Origin of the sequence: Microbulbifer sp. MKSA007 (assembly GCA_032615215.1) — a bacterium.
Taxonomy (GTDB): Bacteria; Pseudomonadota; Gammaproteobacteria; order Pseudomonadales; family Cellvibrionaceae; genus Microbulbifer.
In genome coordinates this window covers 81,599-105,327 of sequence record CP128433.1, presented here as the reverse complement: position 1 = coordinate 105,327, position 23,729 = coordinate 81,599, and the positions used below count along the sequence as shown (strand labels likewise).

18 protein-coding genes are annotated in these 23,729 nt (G+C 53.8%); 13 read left to right on the top strand and 5 right to left on the bottom strand.

What is annotated here, in order from left to right; all coding sequences use genetic code 11:
* Nucleotides 1-68: 68 nt before the first annotated feature.
* On the bottom strand, nucleotides 69-3,422 hold the full coding sequence (locus tag QT397_03045; GenBank protein ID WNZ56356.1) for an amidohydrolase family protein: 3,354 nt from the start codon (nucleotides 3,420-3,422) through the stop codon (nucleotides 69-71).
* A gap of 226 nt (nucleotides 3,423-3,648) precedes the next feature.
* Here QT397_03045 and glmU point away from each other — a divergent pair, with 226 nt between their 5' ends.
* The 11 genes from glmU to QT397_02990 all read left to right on the top strand — a co-directional run bounded on the left by glmU (nucleotide 3,649) and on the right by QT397_02990 (nucleotide 16,626).
* Complete coding sequence (glmU, locus tag QT397_03040; protein WNZ56355.1) at nucleotides 3,649-5,010, top strand: bifunctional UDP-N-acetylglucosamine diphosphorylase/glucosamine-1-phosphate N-acetyltransferase GlmU; 1,362 nt, start codon at nucleotides 3,649-3,651, stop codon at nucleotides 5,008-5,010.
* Nucleotides 5,011-5,135: 125 nt separating this feature from the next.
* On the top strand, nucleotides 5,136-6,227 hold the full coding sequence (gene pdhA / locus QT397_03035) for a pyruvate dehydrogenase (acetyl-transferring) E1 component subunit alpha (protein ID WNZ56354.1): 1,092 nt from the start codon (nucleotides 5,136-5,138) through the stop codon (nucleotides 6,225-6,227).
* Nucleotides 6,227-7,222, top strand: coding sequence for an alpha-ketoacid dehydrogenase subunit beta (locus QT397_03030; GenBank protein ID WNZ56353.1), 996 nt, complete (start codon nucleotides 6,227-6,229; stop codon nucleotides 7,220-7,222). Before pdhA ends, QT397_03030 begins: the two co-directional genes overlap by 1 nt.
* A complete protein-coding gene (locus QT397_03025; GenBank protein ID WNZ56352.1) occupies nucleotides 7,219-8,436 on the top strand; it encodes a dihydrolipoamide acetyltransferase family protein in 1,218 nt (405 codons plus the stop codon). The genes QT397_03030 and QT397_03025 overlap by 4 nt, the downstream gene beginning before the upstream one ends.
* A gap of 119 nt (nucleotides 8,437-8,555) precedes the next feature.
* Nucleotides 8,556-9,380 carry a DeoR family transcriptional regulator gene (locus QT397_03020; protein WNZ56351.1) on the top strand — a complete coding sequence of 275 codons (825 nt, stop codon included), beginning with the start codon at nucleotides 8,556-8,558 and terminating at the stop codon, nucleotides 9,378-9,380.
* Between the two features lie 2 nt (nucleotides 9,381-9,382).
* Nucleotides 9,383-11,212 carry a glutamine--fructose-6-phosphate transaminase (isomerizing) gene (glmS, locus tag QT397_03015; protein WNZ56350.1) on the top strand — a complete coding sequence of 610 codons (1,830 nt, stop codon included), beginning with the start codon at nucleotides 9,383-9,385 and terminating at the stop codon, nucleotides 11,210-11,212.
* Nucleotides 11,213-11,236: 24 nt separating this feature from the next.
* Entirely contained in the window at nucleotides 11,237-12,115 is an 879-nt protein-coding gene (locus QT397_03010) for an alpha/beta hydrolase (protein ID WNZ56349.1), read from the top strand.
* Nucleotides 12,116-12,274: 159 nt separating this feature from the next.
* A complete protein-coding gene (locus QT397_03005; GenBank protein ID WNZ58610.1) occupies nucleotides 12,275-13,288 on the top strand; it encodes a zinc-binding alcohol dehydrogenase family protein in 1,014 nt (337 codons plus the stop codon).
* A gap of 310 nt (nucleotides 13,289-13,598) precedes the next feature.
* The gene (locus tag QT397_03000) at nucleotides 13,599-14,414 is read left to right on the top strand and encodes a class II aldolase/adducin family protein (protein WNZ56348.1); all 816 of its coding nucleotides are present in this window, start codon (nucleotides 13,599-13,601) and stop codon (nucleotides 14,412-14,414) included.
* Nucleotides 14,415-14,602: 188 nt separating this feature from the next.
* A complete protein-coding gene (locus QT397_02995; protein ID WNZ56347.1) occupies nucleotides 14,603-16,222 on the top strand; it encodes a Na+/H+ antiporter in 1,620 nt (539 codons plus the stop codon).
* Nucleotides 16,223-16,266: 44 nt separating this feature from the next.
* The gene (locus tag QT397_02990) at nucleotides 16,267-16,626 is read left to right on the top strand and encodes an AraC family ligand binding domain-containing protein (protein WNZ56346.1); all 360 of its coding nucleotides are present in this window, start codon (nucleotides 16,267-16,269) and stop codon (nucleotides 16,624-16,626) included.
* A gap of 5 nt (nucleotides 16,627-16,631) precedes the next feature.
* Here QT397_02990 and QT397_02985 read toward each other — a convergent pair whose 3' ends face one another.
* Entirely contained in the window at nucleotides 16,632-18,488 is a 1,857-nt protein-coding gene (locus tag QT397_02985; protein ID WNZ56345.1) for a monovalent cation:proton antiporter-2 (CPA2) family protein, read from the bottom strand.
* A gap of 13 nt (nucleotides 18,489-18,501) precedes the next feature.
* Nucleotides 18,502-19,803, bottom strand: a complete 1,302-nt coding sequence (locus QT397_02980; GenBank protein ID WNZ56344.1) for a sodium:proton antiporter — start codon at nucleotides 19,801-19,803, stop codon at nucleotides 18,502-18,504.
* A gap of 519 nt (nucleotides 19,804-20,322) precedes the next feature.
* Between QT397_02980 and QT397_02975 the strand changes: the two genes are divergently transcribed.
* Complete coding sequence (locus tag QT397_02975) at nucleotides 20,323-20,718, top strand: DoxX family protein (GenBank protein WNZ56343.1); 396 nt, start codon at nucleotides 20,323-20,325, stop codon at nucleotides 20,716-20,718.
* 114 nt (nucleotides 20,719-20,832) lie between these two features.
* The gene (gene gstA, locus QT397_02970) at nucleotides 20,833-21,438 is read left to right on the top strand and encodes a glutathione transferase GstA (GenBank protein ID WNZ56342.1); all 606 of its coding nucleotides are present in this window, start codon (nucleotides 20,833-20,835) and stop codon (nucleotides 21,436-21,438) included.
* A gap of 10 nt (nucleotides 21,439-21,448) precedes the next feature.
* Here the strand turns inward: gstA and QT397_02965 are convergent, their stop codons facing one another.
* Entirely contained in the window at nucleotides 21,449-22,708 is a 1,260-nt protein-coding gene (locus QT397_02965) for a multidrug effflux MFS transporter (protein WNZ56341.1), read from the bottom strand.
* Nucleotides 22,709-22,825: 117 nt separating this feature from the next.
* The gene (gene hexR, locus QT397_02960) at nucleotides 22,826-23,680 is read right to left on the bottom strand and encodes a transcriptional regulator HexR (protein WNZ56340.1); all 855 of its coding nucleotides are present in this window, start codon (nucleotides 23,678-23,680) and stop codon (nucleotides 22,826-22,828) included.
* Nucleotides 23,681-23,729: the final 49 nt, after the last annotated feature.

Below are 23,729 nucleotides of genomic sequence, written 5' to 3'. Positions count from 1 at the left end.
CTTTATACAAAAAAGGCCGGGGAGGTTTGTCCCCGGCCTTTTGTTTGCATCTCAGTTTGTGCCTGAGGTTAGTGTACCCAGTGGTGTCGTTCCATCTTCTCCTGTACCGCTTCCGCCGTAGGAGCGGGCATAGCACTGATAGGCAGGCGTTCGTGGAAGAATGCCAAGCGTTCGCCAGCCCCTACTTCGTTCATGGTTTCCGCCTCAAACACACGGCCATTAATTACCGTGTAGGTAATGTTCTCTGACAGGCGCAGGTTATCCAAGGGGTTGCCGTCAACCACGATCAGGTCAGCCAGCTTACCAGCCTCAATGCTGCCGATATCACCGTCCATACCCAGGTAGCGGGCACCATCGATGGTACCGGCGCGGAAGGCTTCCCAGGGAGTAAAGCCGCCCTGCTCCATCATCCACATTTCCCAGTGGGCTCCAAGCCCTTCGCGCTGGCCGTGGGCGCCGATATGTACGGTGACACCTTCGTCGCGCAGCTGCTTGGCCTGACGGGCCACATTAAAGTGGTTGTAGTGGGCATCCGGCGCAGTGGGGCGACGGACAGAGCGGGGGTTAACGATAAAATCGGGGGTAAAGCGGGTCAGGCGCTCGTTCTTCCATACCTCCGTGCGGTCATACCAGTACTCCTCACCCCAGAGACCGCCGTAGGCCACGACGAAGGTCGGTGTATAACCCACTTGGGTTTGGCTCCACAGCTGCTCCACATCGCCGTAGACATTGGCGATCGGCAGTGAGTGCTCGATACCGGTGTGCCCGTCCACAATCATGTTCATATTGTGCTGGTACTTACCGCCGCCCTCGGGCACTACCATAATGCCGGCTTCGCGGGCTGCCTGCAGCACTTGCTGGCGCTGGTCGCGGCGGGGCTGGTTGTAGCTCTTCACCGAGATGGCGCCCATTTCCTTGAGGCGGTTCACGTGGAACTGAGCGTCCTCCAGGGAGTTGATCTTGGCTTTGTAGCCTGGACCTTTGGCGCCATAGAGGATGGTGCCGGTGGAGAAAATACGCGGCCCAGTAATCAGGCCGGCCTTTTGCATTTCAGCGGCGGAGAAGATCTCGCTGCTGTCATTGGAGGGGTCGTGAATAGTAGTCACTCCAAATGCCAGGCTGGAGAACAGGTTCCAGTTCTGCTGCGGGATAATTTCTTCGCGACCCTGAGCACCGTGGGCATGAGCGTCAATAAGCCCCGGTAAAACGGTTTTGCCGGTGATATCGATACGCTTCGCTTCCGTGGGAATCTCCACTTCCGCTGCGGGTCCCACGGCGACAATGCGGTTGCCCCGGAACAGAACCACACCATTGTCGATAATTTCACGGGTGTTTTCCGCATCGCGCATAGTGACAACCTTGCCGCCGGTGAGGGCAACGAGACCTGCGCGATTGTCGAAGGACTGTTCAAAGCTCAGGTCGATGCCTTCAGAAACTGGCTCTGGCAGTTCCTCCGGAGCGCCGGCGACAAATTCGAAGGCATCCTTCAGTTCACGCTCGAACAGTTTGGGGCCGTGTGCCCAGCCCAAAGTATCGCTATCGGCAGACCAATGCAGGTTTTCACCGGCGCGCTTGGATACCTGGGTGACTTTGACTGCTTTGCTATCGGGGCCGATAACCTCGGATTTGCCGGTATGCATAAAGGGCGCGACAAAGGCTTTGAAGTCCTGGGTGAAGGCAACCCACTTGCCGTCCGGAGACAGGCGGAAGGAAGTAATCTCAGCGCCGTGCAGGTGCTCGCGCTCATCCTTGCCTTCCAGGTTGGTGCTCTTCAGCACGCGCTTGCCGCCGTCAGCGTTTTGGTACTCGGAGAAGTAGATACGATCTTCGCTGGCGCCGAAATGAGGCTCATAGCCAGACTTCACGACCCGGCGTTGCCAGTCGCCGTCGGCGTCTGCCAGGTAAATGCCCGGTTCCAGGGAGTACTCGGGGCTGAGCAGATAGCCGCCGGTAAAGCGACGGTAGGCCACAGCGTCACCACTTGGAGAAAAGCTTGGTTCAACGTACAGGCCCGGCTGCTTGGTGATGTTTTTACCGCGACCGTTGCGAGCGGAAACTACCCTCACATGGCCCAGGTTTTGGTCGTCCCAAGAGACATAGGTGATCTCGCGACCATCGCGGGACCAGCTGGGATAGAACTCAAAGTGGTCGTCCTGGCGGGTCAGACGACGACGCTCACCACTGGCGACATCCTGAATATAAATCTTGCCCAATGCCTGGAAAGCGACCTGCTTGCCGTTGGGGGATTTCTGCGCCCAGCGAATCATCTTCACATCGAAGGTTTCCGGCGCTACGTCTACCGGGAAGCGCACCGCATCCGCTACCTGTTTCTCAACTTTCACATGGGCCGCAATCGGTGCGACGCTGTCGCCGTTGATGGAGATGCGCAGGAATTTACCGCCAGTCCAAACGACCAATGACTCACCATCGGGCATCCAGTCGTATTGAACGTAGTTGCCATGGGGCCCAAAGATTTCCTGCAGGTCGCGTTCGAGGCCGGAGTAAACCGGAGTTTCCAGTCCTGTGTCCAAATCTTTCAGGAACAGGGAGGTCTGGTTGTCCTGGCGGCGAATAAAGGCCAGTTTACTGCCATCCGGGGATGGTACAGGTGCCACTGCGCCACCGGGACCGGAGACAAAGGTCTCCTCTTCACCATCCTGGAGGTCATAGCGGTTGATGGCAAAAATTTCCTGGGTGGAGTTTTTGTTGTACTTCCACACGGTGCCGGGGGTGGTATCGATGGAGTAATAGACATAGCGTCCATCTGGAGAGAAAGCTGGATCGGCAATATTTTTCTGGGCGATATCGCCACCGATGCGCTCTTTCAGTTGGCGACCTTCACCCCCACCGTAGTGGTACATCCAGATTTCACCGGCGGGGATACTGCGGCCAGACATAAAGCCTTTACGCGCTACCAGGTACTGGCCATCGGGGCTCCAGTTGGGCGAGTGCAGCAAGTTTTCCTTTTCTGTCGTGAGCTGGCGAAGGTTGTCGCCATTGCGATCCATCAACCAGATGTTGTCGGCGCCGTCACGGTCGCTGATAAACACGATGGTCTTGCCATCCGGGCTGAAGCGCGGCTGCATATTCCAGGCGATTTCATTGGTCAGGGCTACCGCCTCGCCGCCTGCTACCGGCACTGTGTAGATATCGCCGAGCATATCGAACAGGATGGTTTTGCCATCTGGGCTGATATCCAGGTTGCTCCAGGTGGTCTCGCGGGTGTCCAACTGGATCGGTTTGAATTCGTAGGGTGGCTTGTTGATATCCCAGGATTGGGCTTCCGCCTTTTCTACTTCCTTTTCTTTGGTAGCTTCGAGAGCGCTTTCGGCTTCTGCCGCAGCACCCATCGGCAGGGTCAGTGCCAGGACAGCCAGAGCCAACAAATGGTGGCGCGGCTTGTTCTGCTTGGTGGTGTTCATTGAAATATCCCTCCGCCCGATTCTGTGTTTGGCGGCTATATTTGTTTTGTTGGGTTGAGTAACCGGTTGATTTCACAGGGGGTAAATTACCGGGATCAAAGCGGCGCAGCAATCTTAATGCGTTGAATACCAGGGCCCCGGGGCGAACTGTTGTTCGCTTGAGTAAACCGGGTCTAGTGGCCACAATGCACTCAAATTTTGTAGACGATTGGAATATCGACCCGTTATGACTATCGATGTTGTGATTTTGGCCGCTGGAAAAGGCACCCGCATGCACTCTGACCTGCCTAAAGTGCTGCATCCTATTGGCGGTATTCCCATGCTTGAGCGGGTAATTGATACCGCCATGTTGTTGGGAGAGGTACAGATTACCGTGGTAATCGGGCATGGCGCAGACCTGATACGTGACCGCTTTGCTGATCGTGGTGTCAGGTTTGTGGAGCAGGAACAGCAATTGGGTACCGGGCATGCCGTGGCCCAGGCGGTGCCCTATTTCCGCGAAGGAGCCACCGTTTTGGTGCTCTATGGTGATGTGCCTCTGGTCAGGGCCGGCAGTTTGCAATCACTGCTATCGGCAGCGGATCACGGACCTGCCCTGCTGTCAGTTGAAATGGCCAATCCCGCCGGTTACGGGCGTATTGTGAGGGATAACAGCGGCTGTGTGCAGTCGATCGTTGAGGAAAAGGATGCCGATGCGGATACCCTGGCTATCCGTGAGGTCAATACCGGCATTTTGGCGACTCCTGGAGCACTGTTGGCTCGCTGGTTACCGGAGTTGTCCTGTGACAATGCTCAAGGTGAATACTACCTGACCGATATTATCGGTCGTTCGGTCAGTGAGGGGATTCCTGTAACGGGAGTAATTGCCAGTGATCCGCTGGAAGTGGCGGGAGTAAATAGCCGTGCGCAGCAGGCACAGATGGAGCGCGCTTTGCAGCATAACCATGCGACCAGTCTTATGAATGCGGGGGTGACTTTATTGGACCCCATGCGTATAGATGTTCGCGGCAGCCTGGAGTGCGATACCGATGTCTCTATCGATATTAACTGCATTTTCGAAGGGACAGTTTCACTGGGTAAGGGGGTACAAATTGGACCTAATTGCCTGCTAAAAAACTGTCGCCTGGCAGATGGCACCAAGGTAGAGGCCAATTCCATTATCGAAGGCGCTGAGATTGGTGAGGCTTGTACTATTGGTCCCTTTGCACGTTTGCGTCCGGGCACAGAGCTGGCCACTGGTGCCAAGGTGGGTAACTTTGTCGAAACCAAAAAAGCCAAAATTGGTGAGGGCAGTAAGGTTAATCATCTCTCTTATGTCGGTGATGCCCTGGTGGGCGAAGCGGTCAATATCGGTGCTGGCACCATTACCTGTAATTACGACGGTGTGAACAAGTCCCTGACCGAGATCGGCGACAATGCCTTTATAGGTTCTAACACAGCTCTGGTAGCCCCAGTAACTGTGGGCGCCGGAGCCACAGTGGGTGCTGGCTCCACCATTACCCAGGCTGTGGGGAGCAAAGAGTTGGCGGTAGCGCGTAGCAAGCAGCGCAATATTAACGGCTGGCAGCGTCCGACCAAGAAAAGCTAAATAACCCTTACCGTAATTGGATTGCCCCTCGGAAACTATAATTCCGGCGGGCCTTCCCTCTCCACGCCTGTTGATAGCCACCCTATCCATTAAACTTGCGCTTCGGGAACAAAAGGAATGGCCCGATGCACAAGCCCAGATTACAGCTGCTTGCCAGTTTTGATATTGCTTCGCTGCAATATTTGGATGAACAGGGACAGACGACCCAAGCCCTACCGGAATTTGCCACCCCGGATACCCTGATTGCTTACTACCGCCAGATGACGTTGGCTCGTATGGTGGATGATCGCGCGGTAAAAATGCAGCGTACCGGTCAACTTGGCACCTATCCCTCCAGCCTCGGCCAGGAAGCTATTGGTGTTGGTCTCGCAGCCGCCATGGCCAAAGAGGATATCTACTGCCCCAATTACCGGGAGACAGGCGCTCTTCTGGAGCGGGGCGTCACTATTGAGGAGATCTACGCAATCTGGGGGGGCGATGAGCGGGGGCAGAACTTTCGCCATAGCCGCGAAGATTTGCCCTTGAGTGTGCCTATAGCCACCCAGATGTTGCACGGTGCCGGTGTAGCCTTTGCCCTGAAATATAAACATGAGCATTTCGGTGAACCCATGCGCGTCGCTGTTTCGACCGGCGGCGATGGATCTACTTCGCGGGGAGACTTTTACGAGGCGATAAACCTGGCTGGGGACTGGCACCTGCCTCTAGTGATCGTTATCAACAACAATCAATGGGCCATTTCCCTACCGCGAGATGAGCAAACTGCCTGTAAGACTCTGGCACAGAAGGCTATTGCCGCCGGCATACCCGGCTTGCAGGTAGACGGCAACGATGTGATTGCCGTTCGTGAGGCGGTGGGTGATGCCGTGGAGCGGGCGCGCAGTGGTGCTGGCCCAGCTCTGATCGAGGCGATTAGCTATCGCCTGTGTGACCACACCACCGCCGATGATGCCAGCCGCTACCAGCCCAAAAAAGATGTCAGTGAAGCCTGGTCCCGAGAGCCTTTGCGGCGCCTGCGATCCTACCTGGAAAACTGCGGTGCCTGGGATGATGCGCAGGAAGAAGAGATGCAACGGGAGCTGACACAGAAGCTGGAGAGAGCGGTCCACATCTACCGGGAAACCCCCAGAGATGCCGCCACAGCAATATTCGACCACCTCTATGCAAAGTTGCCGGAGCCTTTTCTGGAGCAGTATCAACAGTTGCAGGGAGATAGCTAATGGCTGAGATAACTTTGGTCGAGGCTGTCACCCAGGCTCTGGCTTACGAGATGCAAGCAGACCCGATGGTGGTTCTATTTGGTGAAGATGTTGGTCTGAACGGTGGCGTATTTCGCTCAACCGAGGGGTTACAGGCCAGGTTTGGCCGGGACCGGGTGATGGATACCCCCCTGGCCGAGACCATGATTGCCGGAATGGCTGTCGGTATGGCGGTGCAGGGCCTGCGACCGGTGGCTGAATTCCAGTTTATGGGTTTTATCTATCCCGGTCTCGATCAGATCCTCAGCCACGCCTCGCGCTATCGCAATCGCACTCGCGGCCGCCTCTCCTGTCCGATTGTCTATCGGGCCCCCTATGGAGGTGGAATCCATGCACCGGAGCATCACTCCGAGAGCACCGAGGCCCTGTTCGCCCATATTCCAGGTCTGCGCCTTGTGGTGCCCTCCTCTCCTGCACGGGCTTACGGTTTACTATTGGCGGCAATTAGAGACCCGGACCCGGTCATTTTCCTGGAGCCCAAACGTATTTACCGAGCCGTTCGCCAGGAAGTGCCCGACACTGGCGAGGCTCTGCCACTGGATCGCGCCTTTGTGTTGCGGGAGGGCCGCGATATAACGCTTATCGCTTGGGGCGCTTCCCTCAAAGAGACCCTGCAAGCCGCAGAGCAGCTCGCAGAGGAAGGGGTAGAGGCTGAGGTTATCGACCCGGCCACCCTGAAACCCCTGGATATCCACACGGTAATAGACTCCCTGGAGAAAACCGGGCGCTGTGTCGTTGTGCACGAGGCGGCCAGGTTCTGTGGCCTGGGTGCCGAGGTGATCGCACAGATTAATGAGTATGCCTTCGATCTTTTAAAGGCACCGGTACAGAGGGTGACCGGTTTCGATACAGTGATGCCCTACTATCAACTGGAGGATGAGTATCTACCCGGAGTGCCGCGTATTTTGTCGGCCGTACAGGAAGTGCTGGACTACGCCAACGGAGGGCCACAATGAAGACTTTTACCCTTCCGGATCTCGGTGAAGGTCTGCCCGATGCGGTAGTGCGGGAGTGGCATGTCAGAGAGGGAGATACCATAGCTGCCCATGAAACTCTGGTGACAGTGGAAACCGCTAAGGCCTTGGTGGAAGTGCCGGCTCCTTGGGGCGGCACTATTGAGAAGCTATTTGCGGCAGTGGATGAGACCGTGAATGTTGGCGATCCCCTGGTGGGATTTATGGCCGAGGGAGAAGTCGCAGATGAAAGCCCGCCCACTCAAGCTGAAGAATCGGAACAAGAGACTAGTCCTCGGGCCGACAGCGGTACGGTGGTGGGAAAAATAGAGCAAGGGCAAGGTGTATTGGGGGCTGAGCGGGGGCCGGAGGTGGGCTTAAAGCGCCTGGCCACCCCGAGAGTACGGGCCCTGGCCAGGCGTTTGGGGGTAGATTTACAGTCAATATCACCAGCGGGTGCACTGGTAACGGAAGCCCAGGTACTTACTGCGGTGGGGCCGGGAACAAAGCCCAAAACTGTGGCGAAGGGGCAGCATCCATCACCTGCCCGCGCTTCTGCCGTACAAACTACAGCCGTTGCACCCCAATTCGATTCTGAGTCCGAAGTCATGACGCCTGCACGTCGCGCAATGGGTTTGTCCATGAGCCGAGCGCGAGATGAGGTAAAGCAGATAACGCTGTGTGACGATGCGGATATTTCCAACTGGTGGGGTAGTGCTCCGGCGCTGCTGAGATTGATTCGTGCAGTACAGGAAGCTTGTGAGGCGGAACCTACCCTCAATGCCCTGTATCAGGATGAGAAGCTGGCGCCGCAGGGCAGTATCAATATTGGCTTAGCAGTGGATTCTCCACGAGGACTCTATGTGCCGGTACTCAGGGATGTCGCCCAGCGTACTGATGAAGATCTGCTCCAGCAGGTGGCGGACTTTAAGCACCAGGCCCGCGAGACCGGAATCGCCCAGCGAGACCTTCAGGGGGCAAGCATACTTCTCTCCAACTTCGGCTCCATAGCCGGTCGCTATGCCACCCCAGTAGTCATGCCGCCCACTGTTGCCATTGTCGGTGCCGGGAGGGTGTGCCAGGGAGTTGTGGTGGTCAATCGATGGCCGGCACTTCGCCCCTTACTCCCTCTCTCTATCAGTGCCGATCACCGGGCCGTTACCGGTGGAGAGTTGGCGCGCTTTCTTCAGACAATGTTGGAAACTTTGTCCCTCTAACAGCCTGAGTGAGTCCTATACCGGTATTTAATCAGTTGAGTAATGGTTATTGATAAAAGTTGTGGGAACTTTAGTTTCGTTTTGCTATCTTTAAGTTTCGAAATGAAACTTATCTGCCTATGTCCAAACGCAACACCCAACAGCGCCGCCACGGTATTCTCCACTTGCTAAATGAAGTAGGAGAGACCAGTGTCGAGCAATTGGCGCGGCAGTTCGGAACTTCGGAAGTTACGATTCGAAAGGATCTGACGGCAATGGAAAATCACGGCTTGTTGCTGCGCCGCCACGGTGGTGCTATCCCGGTGCCGAGGGAGTTGGTCAATGAAGAAGGGCCCTCTGGGAGTAAGCGGGCCATTGGTCGAGCCGCTGCTGAGCTGATACCGGATCACCACCGAATTGTGATCGATTACGGTCGCACCACGGCGGCAATGATTCCTGAGCTTGAAAGCAAGCGCGGCCTAGTGGTGATGACTAACTCGCTGCATGTGGCCAATGCACTGCGCGAACTTGAAAACGAACCGACGCTGTTGATGACCGGAGGCACCTGGGACCCACACTTTGAGGCCTTCCAGGGGCAGGTTGCAGAACAGGTACTGAGAGGATACGACTTCGATCGCGCTTTTATTGGTGCCGATGGAATCGATTTGCAACGCGGCACCTGTACATTTAATGAACAAATTGGCCTCTCCCGCGTAATGGCGGAAGTTGCGCGGGAAGTGGTTGTACTGGCGGAGTCCAGTAAAGTGGGGAAGCGGATTCCCAATCTGGAATTGTCCTGGGAGCAGGTCGATATCTTGGTAACTGATGATGGCCTGGCGGACGCCGTGGGCCAAAAACTGGAGCAGCTGGGTATCCAGCTCATTTGTGCCGCTGAAGACAGGAGCAGAGGCGCTCAGCCTGAAATGTTAATGGGCGGCGAGACTCCCGGGTTAATGAGGAAATAATTATGTGCGGAATCGTAGGTGCGCTGGCACAGCGCAATGTGACGGGGATTCTTCTGGAAGGGCTGCGCCGTTTGGAGTATCGCGGTTACGACTCAGCCGGAGTCTGCTTAAGCAGTGGAGATGGCCAGCTGCAATTGCGCAAAAGCCTGGGCAAGGTCGCAGATTTGGAAGCCAAATTAAGTGAGGAAAGCGCCGAGGGCCATATTGGCATTGCCCATACCCGTTGGGCTACTCACGGTGTTCCCTCCGATGAAAATGCCCATCCCCATCTGTCAGGCCATATCGCTCTGGTTCACAACGGCATTATCGAAAACCATCAGGAATTGCGTTCAGAGCTTCAGGGAAAAGGTTATGAGTTTGAGTCTGAAACCGATACTGAAGTTGTGGTTCACCTTATTCACTCATTAAGTTCTGAGGGCCGCAGCCTGGTCGACTCTGTGACTGAAGCCACGCATATACTGGAAGGTGCCTACGCCCTCGCGGTGGTTAGTCATGAAGAGCCGGAAGTTTTGGCCTGTGCCCGCTCTGGTAGTCCGCTGGTCCTTGGAGTGGGTATTGAAGAGAACTTTATTGCCTCTGATCCTATGGCCCTGCGCCAGGTGACTGATCGCTTTATATTCCTCGAAGAGGGCGATGTGGCGGAAGTGCGTCGCGGTGGCATCGCAGTTCGAGACAAGTTGGGAGAGGAAGTCAGTCGCCCGGTGCACAAGTTGACCGGCGGTCATGAAGCTACCGATAAAGGGCGCTACCGCCACTTTATGCAGAAAGAGATTTTCGAGCAGCCCCAGGTGGTCGCAGCCACTCTGGCGGGCCGTATCGGTGAGCGCTCAGTGTTGGCCCAGGCCCTTGGTGCCCGCGCCCAGGAGATTTTGCCCAAGGTGCAGCAGGTACAGATAGTAGCCTGTGGCACCAGTTACCATGCGGGAATGGTAGCCCGCTATTGGCTGGAGGACTGGGCCGGTATTCCCTGCTCGGTGGAAGTGGCCAGTGAACTGCGCTACCGCAAGAAAGTGGTGCGCCCGGGAACCCTGTTTGTGAGTATTTCCCAATCCGGGGAAACGGCTGATACCCTCGCCGCCCTGCGCCAGGGCAAGGACCTGGGCTACCTGGCCTCCATGACCATCTGCAATGTGCCCAACAGCTCATTGGTGCGAGAGTCTGAGCTATCGCTAATGACTGAGGCGGGCCCTGAGATTGGTGTGGCCTCGACCAAGGCCTTTACGACCCAATTGGTAGCATTACAACTGTTCTGTATCGCCCTCTCCAAGGTCAACGGCCTGTCGGCGGAGCGTGAAGCTGAGCTGGTCAGCGCCTTGCACCAGTTACCTGAGCTAATGGAGAGTTTTACCGGTCTGGATAAGGTGGTTAAAAACACCAGCAAGGCCTTTGCAGAGAAGAACCACGCGCTTTTCTTGGGGCGTGGTGTCGAATTCCCCATTGCTCTGGAGGGCGCTCTAAAGCTGAAGGAAATTTCCTATATCCACGCGGAGGCCTATCCCGCCGGCGAATTGAAGCATGGCCCCCTGGCACTGGTGGACGGCGATATGCCCGTGGTTGTCGTTGCCCCCAATGATGAGCTGCTGGAAAAACTCAAATCCAATTTGCAGGAAGTGCGTGCACGGGGTGGGCAACTGTTTGTTTTCGCCAGCCCCAAGGCCGGATTTACCAGTGAAGAAGGTATTACCGTGGTGGAAGTTCCAGATTCCCCAGAGAGTCTGGCGCCGATTCTCTACACCGTGCCGCTGCAGCTATTGAGTTACCATGTGGCGTTGCTGAAAGGTACTGATGTGGATCAACCCAGAAACCTGGCTAAATCAGTCACGGTTGAATAACTGTTCACCTGCCGCAAAAGGTTTATGCACAAGCGAGTAAAGCTGTGTGAATTTACTACCTCTGATAGCGTCACCCTGCGCTATCTAGAGGCCGGCAGCGGCCCCATATTATTGATGCTACACGGCTGGTCCCAGGGGGCGGTGTTGTATAAACATCAGCTCACTGGGCTCAGCGATCAGTTTCGTGTGATCGCGCTGGATATGCGTGGTCATGGTCAGTCTGACAAGCCCAATCATGGCTATCGAATTTCCCGCCTCGCCAAGGACTTGCAAGAGCTGATCTCAAGTCTGCAACAGGAACCCCTTCATTTACTCGGCCACTCCGCCGGCTGCTCGGTGATATGGAGCTACCTGGAAATGTTTGGTGGGGATAGGGTCAGTGCACTAGTGCTAATTGATGAACCCCCCTGTCTACTGGCAGATCCCGCCTGGAGTGAAGCGGAGCGATTGGCCGCTGGAGGCATACTGACCCCGGAGAGCCTCTTCCAGTTTGTGGATAACTTGGTTGGAAAAAAAGGTGCTGAGGCCACCCGCCAAATTCTTATGTCTATGGTCACGCCTTTAATGGGGAAAACCCAACGGGATGAGCTGGTTGCGGTTAACCTGCAGTGTCCCCGTCGCTGGGCTGCAAAGCTTTTTGTGGATAACATAACAAAGGACTGGCGGGATTTTATCCCCAGGATTGATAAGCCGACGCTAGTGGCTTTCGGTCGTGCCAGTCCACACCCGATAGAGTGCCAGCAGTGGATTCACCAGCAAGTTGCGGGTTCCAGGCTTGAGATCTTTGATGTGGCGGAAGGAGGAAGCCATTTCCTGTTTCTGGAAGCAGCGCAAAGATTTAATGCCTTGGTGAGTAAATTTCTTCTCAAGTTTTCCACAGATAGCCATTTCCCCGTGCCCTAGTTCAGCTTTGTGGATAACTGTGGATAGAGTTATCCATAGTTACTGGAATTTAAAAAAATAATTGAAACAGCTTCTGCGAGAAGGCAGTTTTTCCTGTGGATATTCCTTTTTAAGATACCTTCACACCCGTTACCCCATTGGAAAAGGATAAAATTGATGATGAAGGCCGTCGGTTATCAACAGTCTCTGCCAAGCAGTGATAAAGAAGCGCTACAGGATATAACCCTCCCCATACCGCAAGTCTCCGGCCGGGATCTGCTGGTAGAAGTACAGGCCGTTTCGGTTAACCCGGTAGATACTAAAGTGAGGCAGCGGGCTAGCCCGGACACCGGTCAGTGGAAGGTACTTGGCTGGGATGCTGTGGGCATAGTGAAGGCGGTAGGCCCGGAAGCGGGACTCTTTAAGGTTGGCGATCGGGTTTGGTATGCGGGCGATATCTCCCGTTCGGGCAGCAATGCCCAGTACCAGCTGGTGGATGAGAGAATCGTTGGTACTGCCCCCAAGACGGTTGGCTGTGCCGAGGCGGCGGCGCTGCCTCTCACTGCGATTACCGCTTGGGAAATGCTATTTGACCGCCTGCAAGTTGCGGTGGGTAAAGGGGCAAACAACAAGTCACTGCTGATCATTGGTGCCGCTGGTGGCGTGGGTTCGATCATGGTCCAGTTGGCCCGTCGTCTGACCAATTTGACTGTGATAGGCACTGCCTCCCGCCCCGAAACCAAAAGCTGGCTTGAAGAGCTTGGAAGCCACCATGTGATCAATCATCGGCAGTCTCTTAGTGAACAGTTAAGTCGCGAGGGTATCGATGGCGTCGACTATGTTGTTAGCCTCACTAATACCGAAGAGCACTTGGCGGAAATTATCAAAAGTATCAGACCTCAAGGCAAGTTTGGTTTGATTGACGACCCCACCTCCTTGGATGTTGTGGCACTGAAGCAGAAGAGTCTGTCCCTGCACTGGGAGTTTATGTTTACTCGCGCGCTGTTTTCTACCGAGGATATGGTTGCCCAGCATGTTCTGTTGAATGAACTTGCGGAATTAATTGACCAGGGATTAATTAAAACCACTATGGGGCAGAATTTTGGGAAAATAAATGCAAATAACCTTTTAAAAGCACATCAGCTTATCGAATCCCAGGCTGCAAAAGGAAAGATAGTCCTGGAAGGTTTTTGATAGAGTAAACTCTCTCCTACTCAGAGTCATATCTATGACATCTGGGTGGGAATTTACTTTGAGTAAACAGTCCTAATTATTCAGTAAAAGAAACTAAGTGCAAGATACTAAATTTTCATTATTTGGCAGTAAATTTTTGCTTATATTTCTACCGCGCGAAAATAAACTGATAGAAAAGACATCAAAGTCACTTTTATATTTTTCCGCATTAAGCAGTCACCATTTTATTAAGTTATTAATCCTCGCATAGAAAATAAAAGTCATGCTATAACCATGCCTCGGCATTTTCCAAAGATGAGAGGGCCGCTAGGTGGCTACAACAGAAAAAAATAAAACAAAAACCGGTATTGATGCTGCTGTTATGAATGGCGACATCAATATGTTGCTTGGCGAGCCAACCCAGCCGCCAGAACAAGTTCGTGAAGAGCGTAAGAGGAAGCTGACGGCGGCTTTTCGGCTGTTTGGAAAATTTGGTTTTGATGAAGGCGTAGCCGGTCATATCACTGTCCGTGACCCAGAATATGACGATCATTTTTGGGTCAACCCCATGGGGGTTTCCTTTAAACAGATGACGATGTCACAACTGTTGCTGGTCAATCATCAAGGAGAGGTGGTTGAGGGGGATGGTTACCTTAATGGCGCAGCCTTTACTATTCATTCTCACATCCATAAAACCCGCCCGGATGTGGTAGCCGCTGCGCACGCTCATTCCCTTTATGGGAAAAGTTGGTCTACTCTCGGGCGCCTTCTGGATCCCATTACCCAGGATGCTTGTGCCTTTTATCAGGACCACGGTTTGTTGGATACTTTTTCCGGCGTGGTATTGGAAATGGGAGAAGGTGCGGCCCTTGCTAAAGCCTTGGGTAACCACAAAGCACTGATATTGCAGAATCACGGCTTACTGACGGTGGGTAAATCCGTTGATGAAGCTGCCTGGTGGTATATCACTATGGAAAAAAGCTGCCAGGCTCAGTTACTGGCGGAAGCAGCTGGGCAGCCTATTTTGATCGATCCAGAGGTGGCAATACGAACCCGGGCGGTTGTGGGAACTGAACTGGCGGGATTATTTAGCTTTCAGCCTCTTTACAATGTAATTGCAAAAGAACAGCCGGATATGTTTGAGTAAAGAAACTCCAAAAACTCTGCCAAATTTGCAGAGTAATTTTTTGGAGCGCTGCAAAGCGCCGGCACTTTTTCTCAGAATTTATTCCCTGTTTTCTATTCTAGCATAAACTTCCTGATATTGAGTGAGCAGCAATAGTTGCTCGATAGAGATCTATTTCAATAAGGCGTCACAGGGAACTGTAGCGAGTAATGCACTATCTGGTTATTGCGCTGGTGCTGTTGTTAGTTGTGGCCATTACCCTGGTTATTGCGCGCCTGTTGCCTTTACCTATTCCACTGCCTCTATTGCAAATTGCTGCGGGAGCAATACTGGGTAGCTTTTTGGGAATAGAAATACCCCTCGAGCCAGAAATTTTTTTCCTGCTGTTTGTTCCGCCCTTATTGTTTATTGCCGGTTGGCGAATACCGAAAGGCGCCCTGTTTCGTGATATCGGTGCCATTGTTACCTTGGCTATTGGCTTGGTGCTTTTTACCGTTGTGGGTATGGGATATTTTATTTCCTGGTTGGTGCCTGTCATGCCACTGGCGGTGGCTTTTGCAGTAGCGGCAATTTTGGCACCGACCGATCCCGTGGCGGTATCGGTGGTCCACGGTGGAACTTCTATGCCACCACGGCTGGAGCATATCCTCGCCGGAGAGTCCCTGTTTAATGATGCCTCGGGATTGGATATTTTCCGTTTTGCAGTGATTGCTGCCCTCACGGGGACCTTTTCATTTCCCCACGCACTGGCTGGTTTTTTCTGGGTCGCTATCGGCGGTGTGGTTATTGGTGCTGGAGCGGCATTTGCCTGTGGATATATTTTGCGTCTGCTGGTCAGAATTGGCGGTGAGGACACTACTGTACAAGTTCTAGTGAGCTTATTAGTGCCCTTTGCGGCATATATCGCCGCCCATACTTTACAGGTATCGGGTATTTTGGCGGCTGCCAGTGCTGGAATTGCGACTCACTATACCACCTTACACGGCGCGGAAATGTCGACTACACGGATGGACCGCCGTGCAGTATGGAAAACAGTACAAGCAGTTCTTGACGGTATTATTTTTGTTTTGTTGGGAGAGCAATTGGTTCGAATTACCGGAGCGGATTTCTCCGGCGCGCGCCACACTGGTGACTTAACAATTATTTTTTATGTCCTGGCAATATTTGTTGTACTACTTCTCCTGAGATTTGTGTGGGTATGGGTCTCCCTATATCTCTCACGTTTTGGGCAGAAAGTAGAATCTTTTGGTACCCATTTTTTATTGGTTAGCGTGTTGACCATCGCCGGGGTAAGAGGGGCGATTACATTGGCGGGAGCCTTTTCCCTTCCCCTCGCTATGACAGATGGAAAGCCGTTGCCCGGTCGTGATTTAGCCCTGATTATTGCAATGGGCGTTATCTTACTCTCCTTATTGCTGGCAAGTTTTTTATTGCCTGTTCTACTGCGCCGTTTACCCGAAGCCCCCAATTTTGCCGCTATCGGTGATGAAAAAGGTGCGCGAATATCTGCTGCCACAGCGGCAGTGAATCAGCTGATGAATATGCGTCATGATATTGATCGAGGTGAAAAAGATCGCGATCTCGCTTTTGAGGCGGTGGATCACCTTTTAGCTATTTATCGGCGGCGCATAACCCTAGGAGAAGATGAAAGCGAGGATATTATCTGGATGCGTTCCAGGGTTGAGCGTCATTATCACCTTGCCGCACTTTCTGCTGAGCGCGAACAACTGTTGGAATTGCGTGTCTCCAGGAAGATTGATGATGAACTCCACCGCAAATTGGTTTTGGAGGTTGATCTGGTAGAGGCGAGCTTAATTAACAAAGAATAAATTTTCTCTTGTAATAGACACGCTTAAATTGGTGAAAACTTGATATGGAGTTTGTAGAGCTGTGTTCAGTTAATGGGGTTTCCCTTTTTCAGAAAAGAAAAATAGACAGTCCCCAGCGCGAGCCCCTGGGTAATTACTCAATCCCCTATCCCGCCAAGCAGGTGCAGTTCCGGGAGTTTAGTGAGGGACAGCGTTTTGATTGGCACTGTGCCCCGCAGGCGCAGTTTATTCTTTATCTTGAAGGCAGGGTGAAGCTCACAACCAGCTCCGGTGAACAATATACCTTTGCTCCCGGAGATATCTTATTAGCCAATGATTTACACGGAGAGGGGCATATCAGCGAGAGTCTGAGTCCGGGCAGGGCTGCCATTGTCGTGCTTAATGACAGCCCCTGGGACCAATAACCGGCTTACTGTTTTTCCATCTCGGGCTTGGCTTCTTCCCAGTAGTGATCCAGATGCAGGTCCTTATCGCGGCGGTCTTGTTGTAACGCCTGTAAAAGCTGCTCGCGATAGATTCGGCTTTGCGCAATATGCTGGGACTCATCGCGCCAGTAGGGGAAAAGTGCCTCCAGCATACGTTGGTCGTGCTGCTTGAATTTCAAGGCGGCGCGGCGCGCCTGTATGGGACTGAGTCCCAATAGTTCCAGCGCCTTTTCGCCGATGGTCAGGGCCGAGTCCACAGTCTCGCGGAAGATATAGCGGACCCCGGCTTCCATCAAAGCATATTGGTGCATACGGTTGCGGGCCCGGGCGAGGATGGTCACATTGGGGAAGTGTTTTTGCAGCTGGGCCACAATTTCCAAACAGGCGGCCTGGTCGCTCAAGGTCAGGATAACCAGCTTTGCATTTTGGGCTCCGGCGGCGCGCAGCAGATCCTCTCGCGAGGCATCCCCGTAGTAAGCCTTGATACCATAGCGGCGCACCAGATCCAGTTGTTCTGCATTGCGTTCGAGTAAAGTGGTATTGAAACCGCAGGCATTTAGAAGTCGCCCGGCGATCTGCCCGAAGCGCCCGTAGCCAATAATGATTACCGGTGAGCCGGAATCCACAGGCGGTGATGTATCTATGTTGGCGGGAACCTCTGGGCCGGTGACAAACCGCGGCTGGATAAACTGTTCGTAGATCAGCAGCAGCACTGGTGTCAGGGCCATGGTCAGAGCAATTTGAGCTACTAACAGATTGCCGATGTCCGCACTCAGGACCTGAAGCTGGGTAGAGAACGCTACCAATACAAAACCGAATTCACCGGCTTGCGCCAATGACAGAGCGAACAACCAATCCTCGCCCTTTGACATTCGCAAGGTGCGCGCCAGGGCAAACAGCACGGTAAATTTTACCAGCACCAACGCCAATGCTAATCCGATTAGCACCAGCGGGTTGTCCGCGATCAGGGAGAAATTCAGGCTGGCACCCACGGCGATAAAGAAGAGACCCAACAGCAGGCCCTTAAAAGGCTGTATATCCGCTTCCAGCTCATGGCGGAACTCGCTCTCGGCCAGCAGTACCCCGGCGAGGAAAGTACCCAGTGCCGGCGATAGGTCCAGCCAGGTCATTACCGCAGCTGCGGCAAATACGATCAGTAGCGCGCTTACGGTAAACAGTTCGCGAACTTGGCTGCCTGCCATTAGACGCAGCAAGGGACCGAGCAGGTAACGTCCGGCGAAAATAAAAGCCAGCATGGTGCCGATAACCGCCGATGCGTAATACCAACCACTCAAGCCACTTTCATGGGGGCTGGCAGCGGTACCTGCCAGCAGTGGCAATAGCGCGAGGATGGGAATAACAGCGATATCCTGGAACAAAAGTACCGCAAATGCAGCGCGCCCGCCCTGGCTTTTCAACAGGCCCTTTTCACTGAGGGATTGCAATACGATCGCAGTTGAGGATAGTGCCAGGATCAGCCCGATAGCCACCGAAGAGCGCCAATCCATCTCGGAAAAGGCGAGAACCAACCCAGCGATGGCCGCAGCGGAAAACAGTAGTTGGGCACTACCGGTGCCTAGGATAGCACCGCGCATTTTCCACAACTTCCTCGGCTGCAGTTCCAGGCCGATCAGGAACAGCATGAGTGCAACACCAAACTCGGCAACGTGCATTTCATCGCTGGCATCGCCGACCAGGCCTAGGGCACTTGGGCCAATGGCCACACCGGCGAGTAAGTAACCGAGGACTGAGCCCAGGCCCAGGCGGGTGGCAATGGGTACCGCAATCACTGCAGCAGCCATGAAAATTACTGCCTCAATAAGGAAGCCGGAGTGTTCCATTTAATCGTTATCGCTATTTGGCTGTCGGTTGCTGGGGCTCGTCGCGTTCGGGCTCAGAAAACTCCCGGCTGCGACGAATCAATGGCGCTATGGTAGAGCCCTGTACGACGATAGAAAAGAGCACCACTCCATAGGTCATGACCACCCACAGGTAGCGAAGGTCCTGTCCCTGGACGAAGGCACTGCCGGCGGGAATAGACATCGCCAGCGCCAATGCCAGACCACCTTTCAGCCCTCCCCAGATCAAAATCCGGTTGGTATAGGGGTGGTACTTGCGACGACTTTTTAAATACAGGAAGGGGATGCCGACAGCGAAAACCCGGGCGGTGAGAACAATGACAATGCCCACTGCCATCAGCAGGTAGTCGGAGGGGCGCAGGTCGATAGTAATCAGGAACAGGCCCACCAGCAGGAAGAGCAAACCGTTGAGGAAATCTTCGGTGATGCTCCAGAAATTATCCAACTCGTGTTGGCTCACCCGGGAAAAGCCGCGCTCGCGGGTAAAGTTGCCAATAATAATGCCACTCACCACCATTGCCAGGGCGCCGGAGACTCCGAGTACATTGGCCAGGGAAAAACCGGCGGTGGGAATAACCATGGTTAGCATCAATTCCAGGCTGTGATCATTGGTACAACAAATAGCCCAGTGGAAAACGCCACCAATGATCAGTCCCAGCAATATGCCCCCCAGTGCCTCGATGGCGAATAGCTCAGCCACTGCCGGTACCGTAGGTTGGCCGCCTTCGAAAGCGAGTGCGTAAATCACCGCGAAGATCACGATACCGAAGCCATCGTTGAACAGGGACTCACCTTCCACCTGAATGGAAACCTGCTCCGGGGCCTTCAGGTTTTTCATAATTGCCAGTACGGCGATAGGGTCGGTGGGAGAGATCAATGCACCAAATAACAGGCAGTAAACAAAAGCCACCGGCATATTGATCAGCATCAGGAACCAGTAAAGAAGGGCCCCGACCACAAAGGTGGAAATGAGGGTACCGACAATGGCGAGAAGACCGATCTCCAGTTTCTGGTTGCGCAGCTCCAACAGATCGATATGCAAACTGCCGGCAAAAAGCAGAAACCCGAGCATTCCCTTGAGCAGAATATCCTCAAGGTTGAGCAGCGGCAGAAGCTGATCTGCCCAGGTGCGCAACTCCACCACCCCCAACTTGCCCAGGGCGGTGACCAATAGTGATAGGGCCAGGGCACCGGCGGTAATAGCGATTGTGGTTTGGGCGCGCAATACGTATTGGTTCAAGAAGCCCAGAAAAACTGATACGGCGGCAAGAAAACAAAAGGTGTAATAAACTTCCATGCCGTGTGTGGACTCCAGCGCTGAAATATTCTCGGATGGTTTAATGCCATTTTGGGGAGCGCCCCGGTGGCAATTTATATGATGGTGAGTGTGCCGTTATTGTAGTCGTGCAGAGGCTGCTCGATTTCCCTTGGAGTGGATCTAGGGCAACAGGATTACACCGGGGCGGACCGCGCAGGCACAAGCGGCCAACTCCCTTTTATATGGGCGCGCAATTGTAGCGGCTCTAGGGCGCCACACAACTGCATTTTTCAGTTTTGCGCTCAAACGGATCGACTTCCCCTACCCACTAAAATTCATTAATGCTTTAGCTTTTTAAACATTACTTCATTACTTTCTAACTGCCAATTAGTAGATTCCTACTGACTATTGAAAATAAAAAGGATGATTGTCACGCCAATCTAGTGGTTTTTATCCCTCTTGAGTAAAGGCAGCTACCGACTATCTCATGAATTTTCACGACAGTGTCTACACTGGTAGATAGTCCATACCCATAAATGCGCAATTGAGGAAGTAGTAGTGAAGCATTCGATGTTGTGCGACACCTCAAAGCTGATCGGTCGGGTGCTGATGTCGCTGATCTTTATATTTGCCGGCTGGAATAAAATTGGCGGCTACGAAATGACAGAGGCCTTTATGGTTTCCATGGGGATACCCGGCTTCATTTTGCCCCTGGTCATCGTTATAGAGTTGGTGGGAGGACTCGCGGTGTTACTGGGGATATTCACCCGGATTTCTGCTTTTGTCCTTTTCCTGTTCTGTCTCGCTTCGGCCTTCCTGGTACACCTGTCCCCTGGTGATGCAACAGAAATGACCAGCTTTATGAAAAATATCACGATTGCCGGTGGTTTCCTGATTCTGACCTGTGCCGGTGCCGGTCGCTTTAGCCTGGACCATTGGATACGCGGTAAGTAGATTTCAGCAACAGTTGTAGAGAGGAATTCAAGCCAGTTTCAGTCGAGCTTCAGTGGGGAGAAATTAGCCGGGCCTATACTGCCTGGATATAGGTAATGACTCAACAGGATTACCATGAAGCTTTTTTATGCACCGGGTGTTTGCTCTCTATCGCCTCATATTGTCGCTTGTGAAGCAGGGATCAATCTGGGCCTGCAAAAGGTCAATCTAAAAACCCACGAGCTGGAAAACGGCGACGACTTTACAAGGATTAGTCCTAAAGGGTACGTGCCGGCACTGCAACTGGAAGGCGGAGAAGTACTGACAGAAGGTCCGGCAATCGTCCAGTTTTTGGCGGAGCAAAAGCCCGACGCGCAACTGGTGCCACCAGTGGGCACCCTGGCCCATTACCGGCTTCTCGAATGGCTCAACTTCCTCAGTGCTGAAGTCCACAAGCTATTCAAACCACTGTTTTGGCATGGTACAGAAGAAGAACAGGAGGATTCCCGGGTTAGGCTTATCCGCTGGTTTGACTATATCGAAGGACAGCTTGATAAAGACTACTTAATGGGAGACGGTTTCACGGTTGCCGATGCCTACCTGTATGTTCTCTCTCGCTGGCTGAAACATCAGCAGTTTGATATGCCCCGGTGGCCCCGGCTTCAAGCATTCCAAAAGAGAATGGAAGAAAGGCCCGCAGTGCAGAGGGCGCTTCAGGAGGAAAGTTTAGAGCCGGTGTAAAGAGCTGCCATTAACGCGGGGTAAAGCGCCGGGTCGCAGGGATATCGGACTCGATCGGTTGGCGAACCTTCGCGACAAATAGTGCAGAGAGTAGTGCCACAAAAGCACAGCCCGCCATAGACCCTGCAATAGGTGTCAGGGTCCCGGTGTGCAGGCTGCTCGCCATTCCACCCAGTATCCCCCCGGTAATAAACAGAGCGGCGCCGTATAGCGCGTTGGCACTACCGCTGATTTTGGGGAAGAACTCCAAATAACAGGCGGCGGCATTGGGGCCGGTAATACCGATACAGCTCATCACCAGTACCAGGGGAATCATCCACAGGGTCAGTTCTTTGACACCTGTCATAGTTCCCAGCAGCAGCAGGCCGCAACCCAATAGCTGCAACACAATACCCGCCAGCAGGATATTGCGCGGCTCAAAAAAGTTCAGTAAGCGGATATTCACCTGAACCATGCAAATTAGCCCGAGCACGCAGATACCAAAAAACAGTGGGAACTGATTCGCGCTAACACCGAAGTAATCCATAAACACAAAGGGCGCGGTGGTGATGTAGATAAACATCGAACCGCTGACACAGGCCTGTGCAATCAGGAACCCAATAGCGCGGGGATTGCGCAAAACCTGGCCGTAGCTGCCCACGAGAGACTTCAGCGGCATCATCTGGCGGCGTGCGCGGGTAAAGCGGGAGACAGTCTCCGGTAGCAGCAGCTGTACTAGAACGAGCATTGCAAGAGCGTACAGTAACAAAAAGACGAAAATACTTTGCCAGCCGCCAACGGCTAGTAGTGCAGAGCCGATCACCGGGGCGATCAGCGGTGCAATCAGCATGATGGTGCTAATCAGGGAAATAATTTTTGCTGCCTCACGGCCACTGTGTAGGTCGCGCACAATTGCAGCACATATTACTGTGGCAAAGCCGCCGCCAACTGCCTGGCAGAAGCGCAGGATAATCAGTTGGTCTACATGGTCGGTAAACAGGACTAACAGGGAGCTGGCTATATAGATACTGAGGCCGATGGTTCCTACAAGGCGCCGTCCCCAGCGATCTGATAATGGTCCGCCAAATAGTTGTCCGAGGGCAAAGCCCAGCAGAAAACTGGACACGGAGTACTGCATCCGCTCGACTTCTGTATCCAGGGCCGCCGCCATCGCCGGAATGGCCGGCAGGTAGCTGTCGATGGAAAAAGGTGTCAGAGAAACGAGTGCGGCCAGCCACACCACTAGCCAGCGCGGGGCTTTCTCGTCTGGGTTAGAAGCGATGGGTGTCATTATGTTGCTCAGGTACAGCCTGGAAGGATCTTCCCGGCAAAGCCCAATTGGCGGGAAATGGCTTTGGTAGAAACGGGCGGGCACATTGTCCCTTGCCCGCTTTGGATATCAGGGAGTTTAGTGCTTGTCTTCCCGCAATGTGTACAGTCCCTGTTTCAGTTTCAACAGGTGCTCCTGTAGCTGAGGACCTTTGCGCTGGGCTACGCCGATAGCGAGAACATCGATTACCACCAGGTGGGCGATGCGCGAGGACAGCGGCGTATAGATCTCAATATCCTCTTCCACATCCACTTCCAGTGGGATGCTGGCTTGCTGTGCTACCGGCGAGCCGCTGGGTGCCAAACCAACCACCAGAGCGCCCTGCTCTTTTGCCATGCTCATGGAGCGAAGTAACGCCTTGGTGCGACCGCTCTGGGAGATAGCTACTACTACATCCCCCGCTTGCATGGACATGGCCGACATATTCTGGATGTGGTGGTCCGAGTGAGCAGCGGTGGCCAACTGTAGGCGGAAGAACTTGTGCTGGGCATCGGCGGCGACGGCACCGGAGGCACCAAAACCGAAGAATTCCACCCGCTTGGAAGCGGCCATCGCAGTGACAGCGGCCTCGAGGGCACGGTCGTCAATTCTATCGCGGACTTTCAGCAGGGTATCCACCGTGGAGTCGAAAACCTTGCGCTTGTACTCGGCAATGGTATCCGTTTCCGTAACCGCAATCTGGCCGAAGCTGGGGCTGGAAGCCAGCTGCTGCGCCAGGTTCAGCTTGAACTCCTGGAATCCGGAGCAGCCCACGGCGCGGCAAAAGCGCACCACGGTCGGTTCACTAACCTGGGCTTCAGTGGCCAGGTCGACGATGCGCATATGAATGATTTCATCGGGGTTGGCGAGAATATACTCCGCCACCTTGCGCTCTGATTTGCGCATGGATGACAGTTGTTCACTGATTCGTTGCGTTACTTCCGCCGGTTTCACAGGACTTCCTTCTCTATGCCAGATGGCGCAGTTTAGCCGCTGTGCCCTC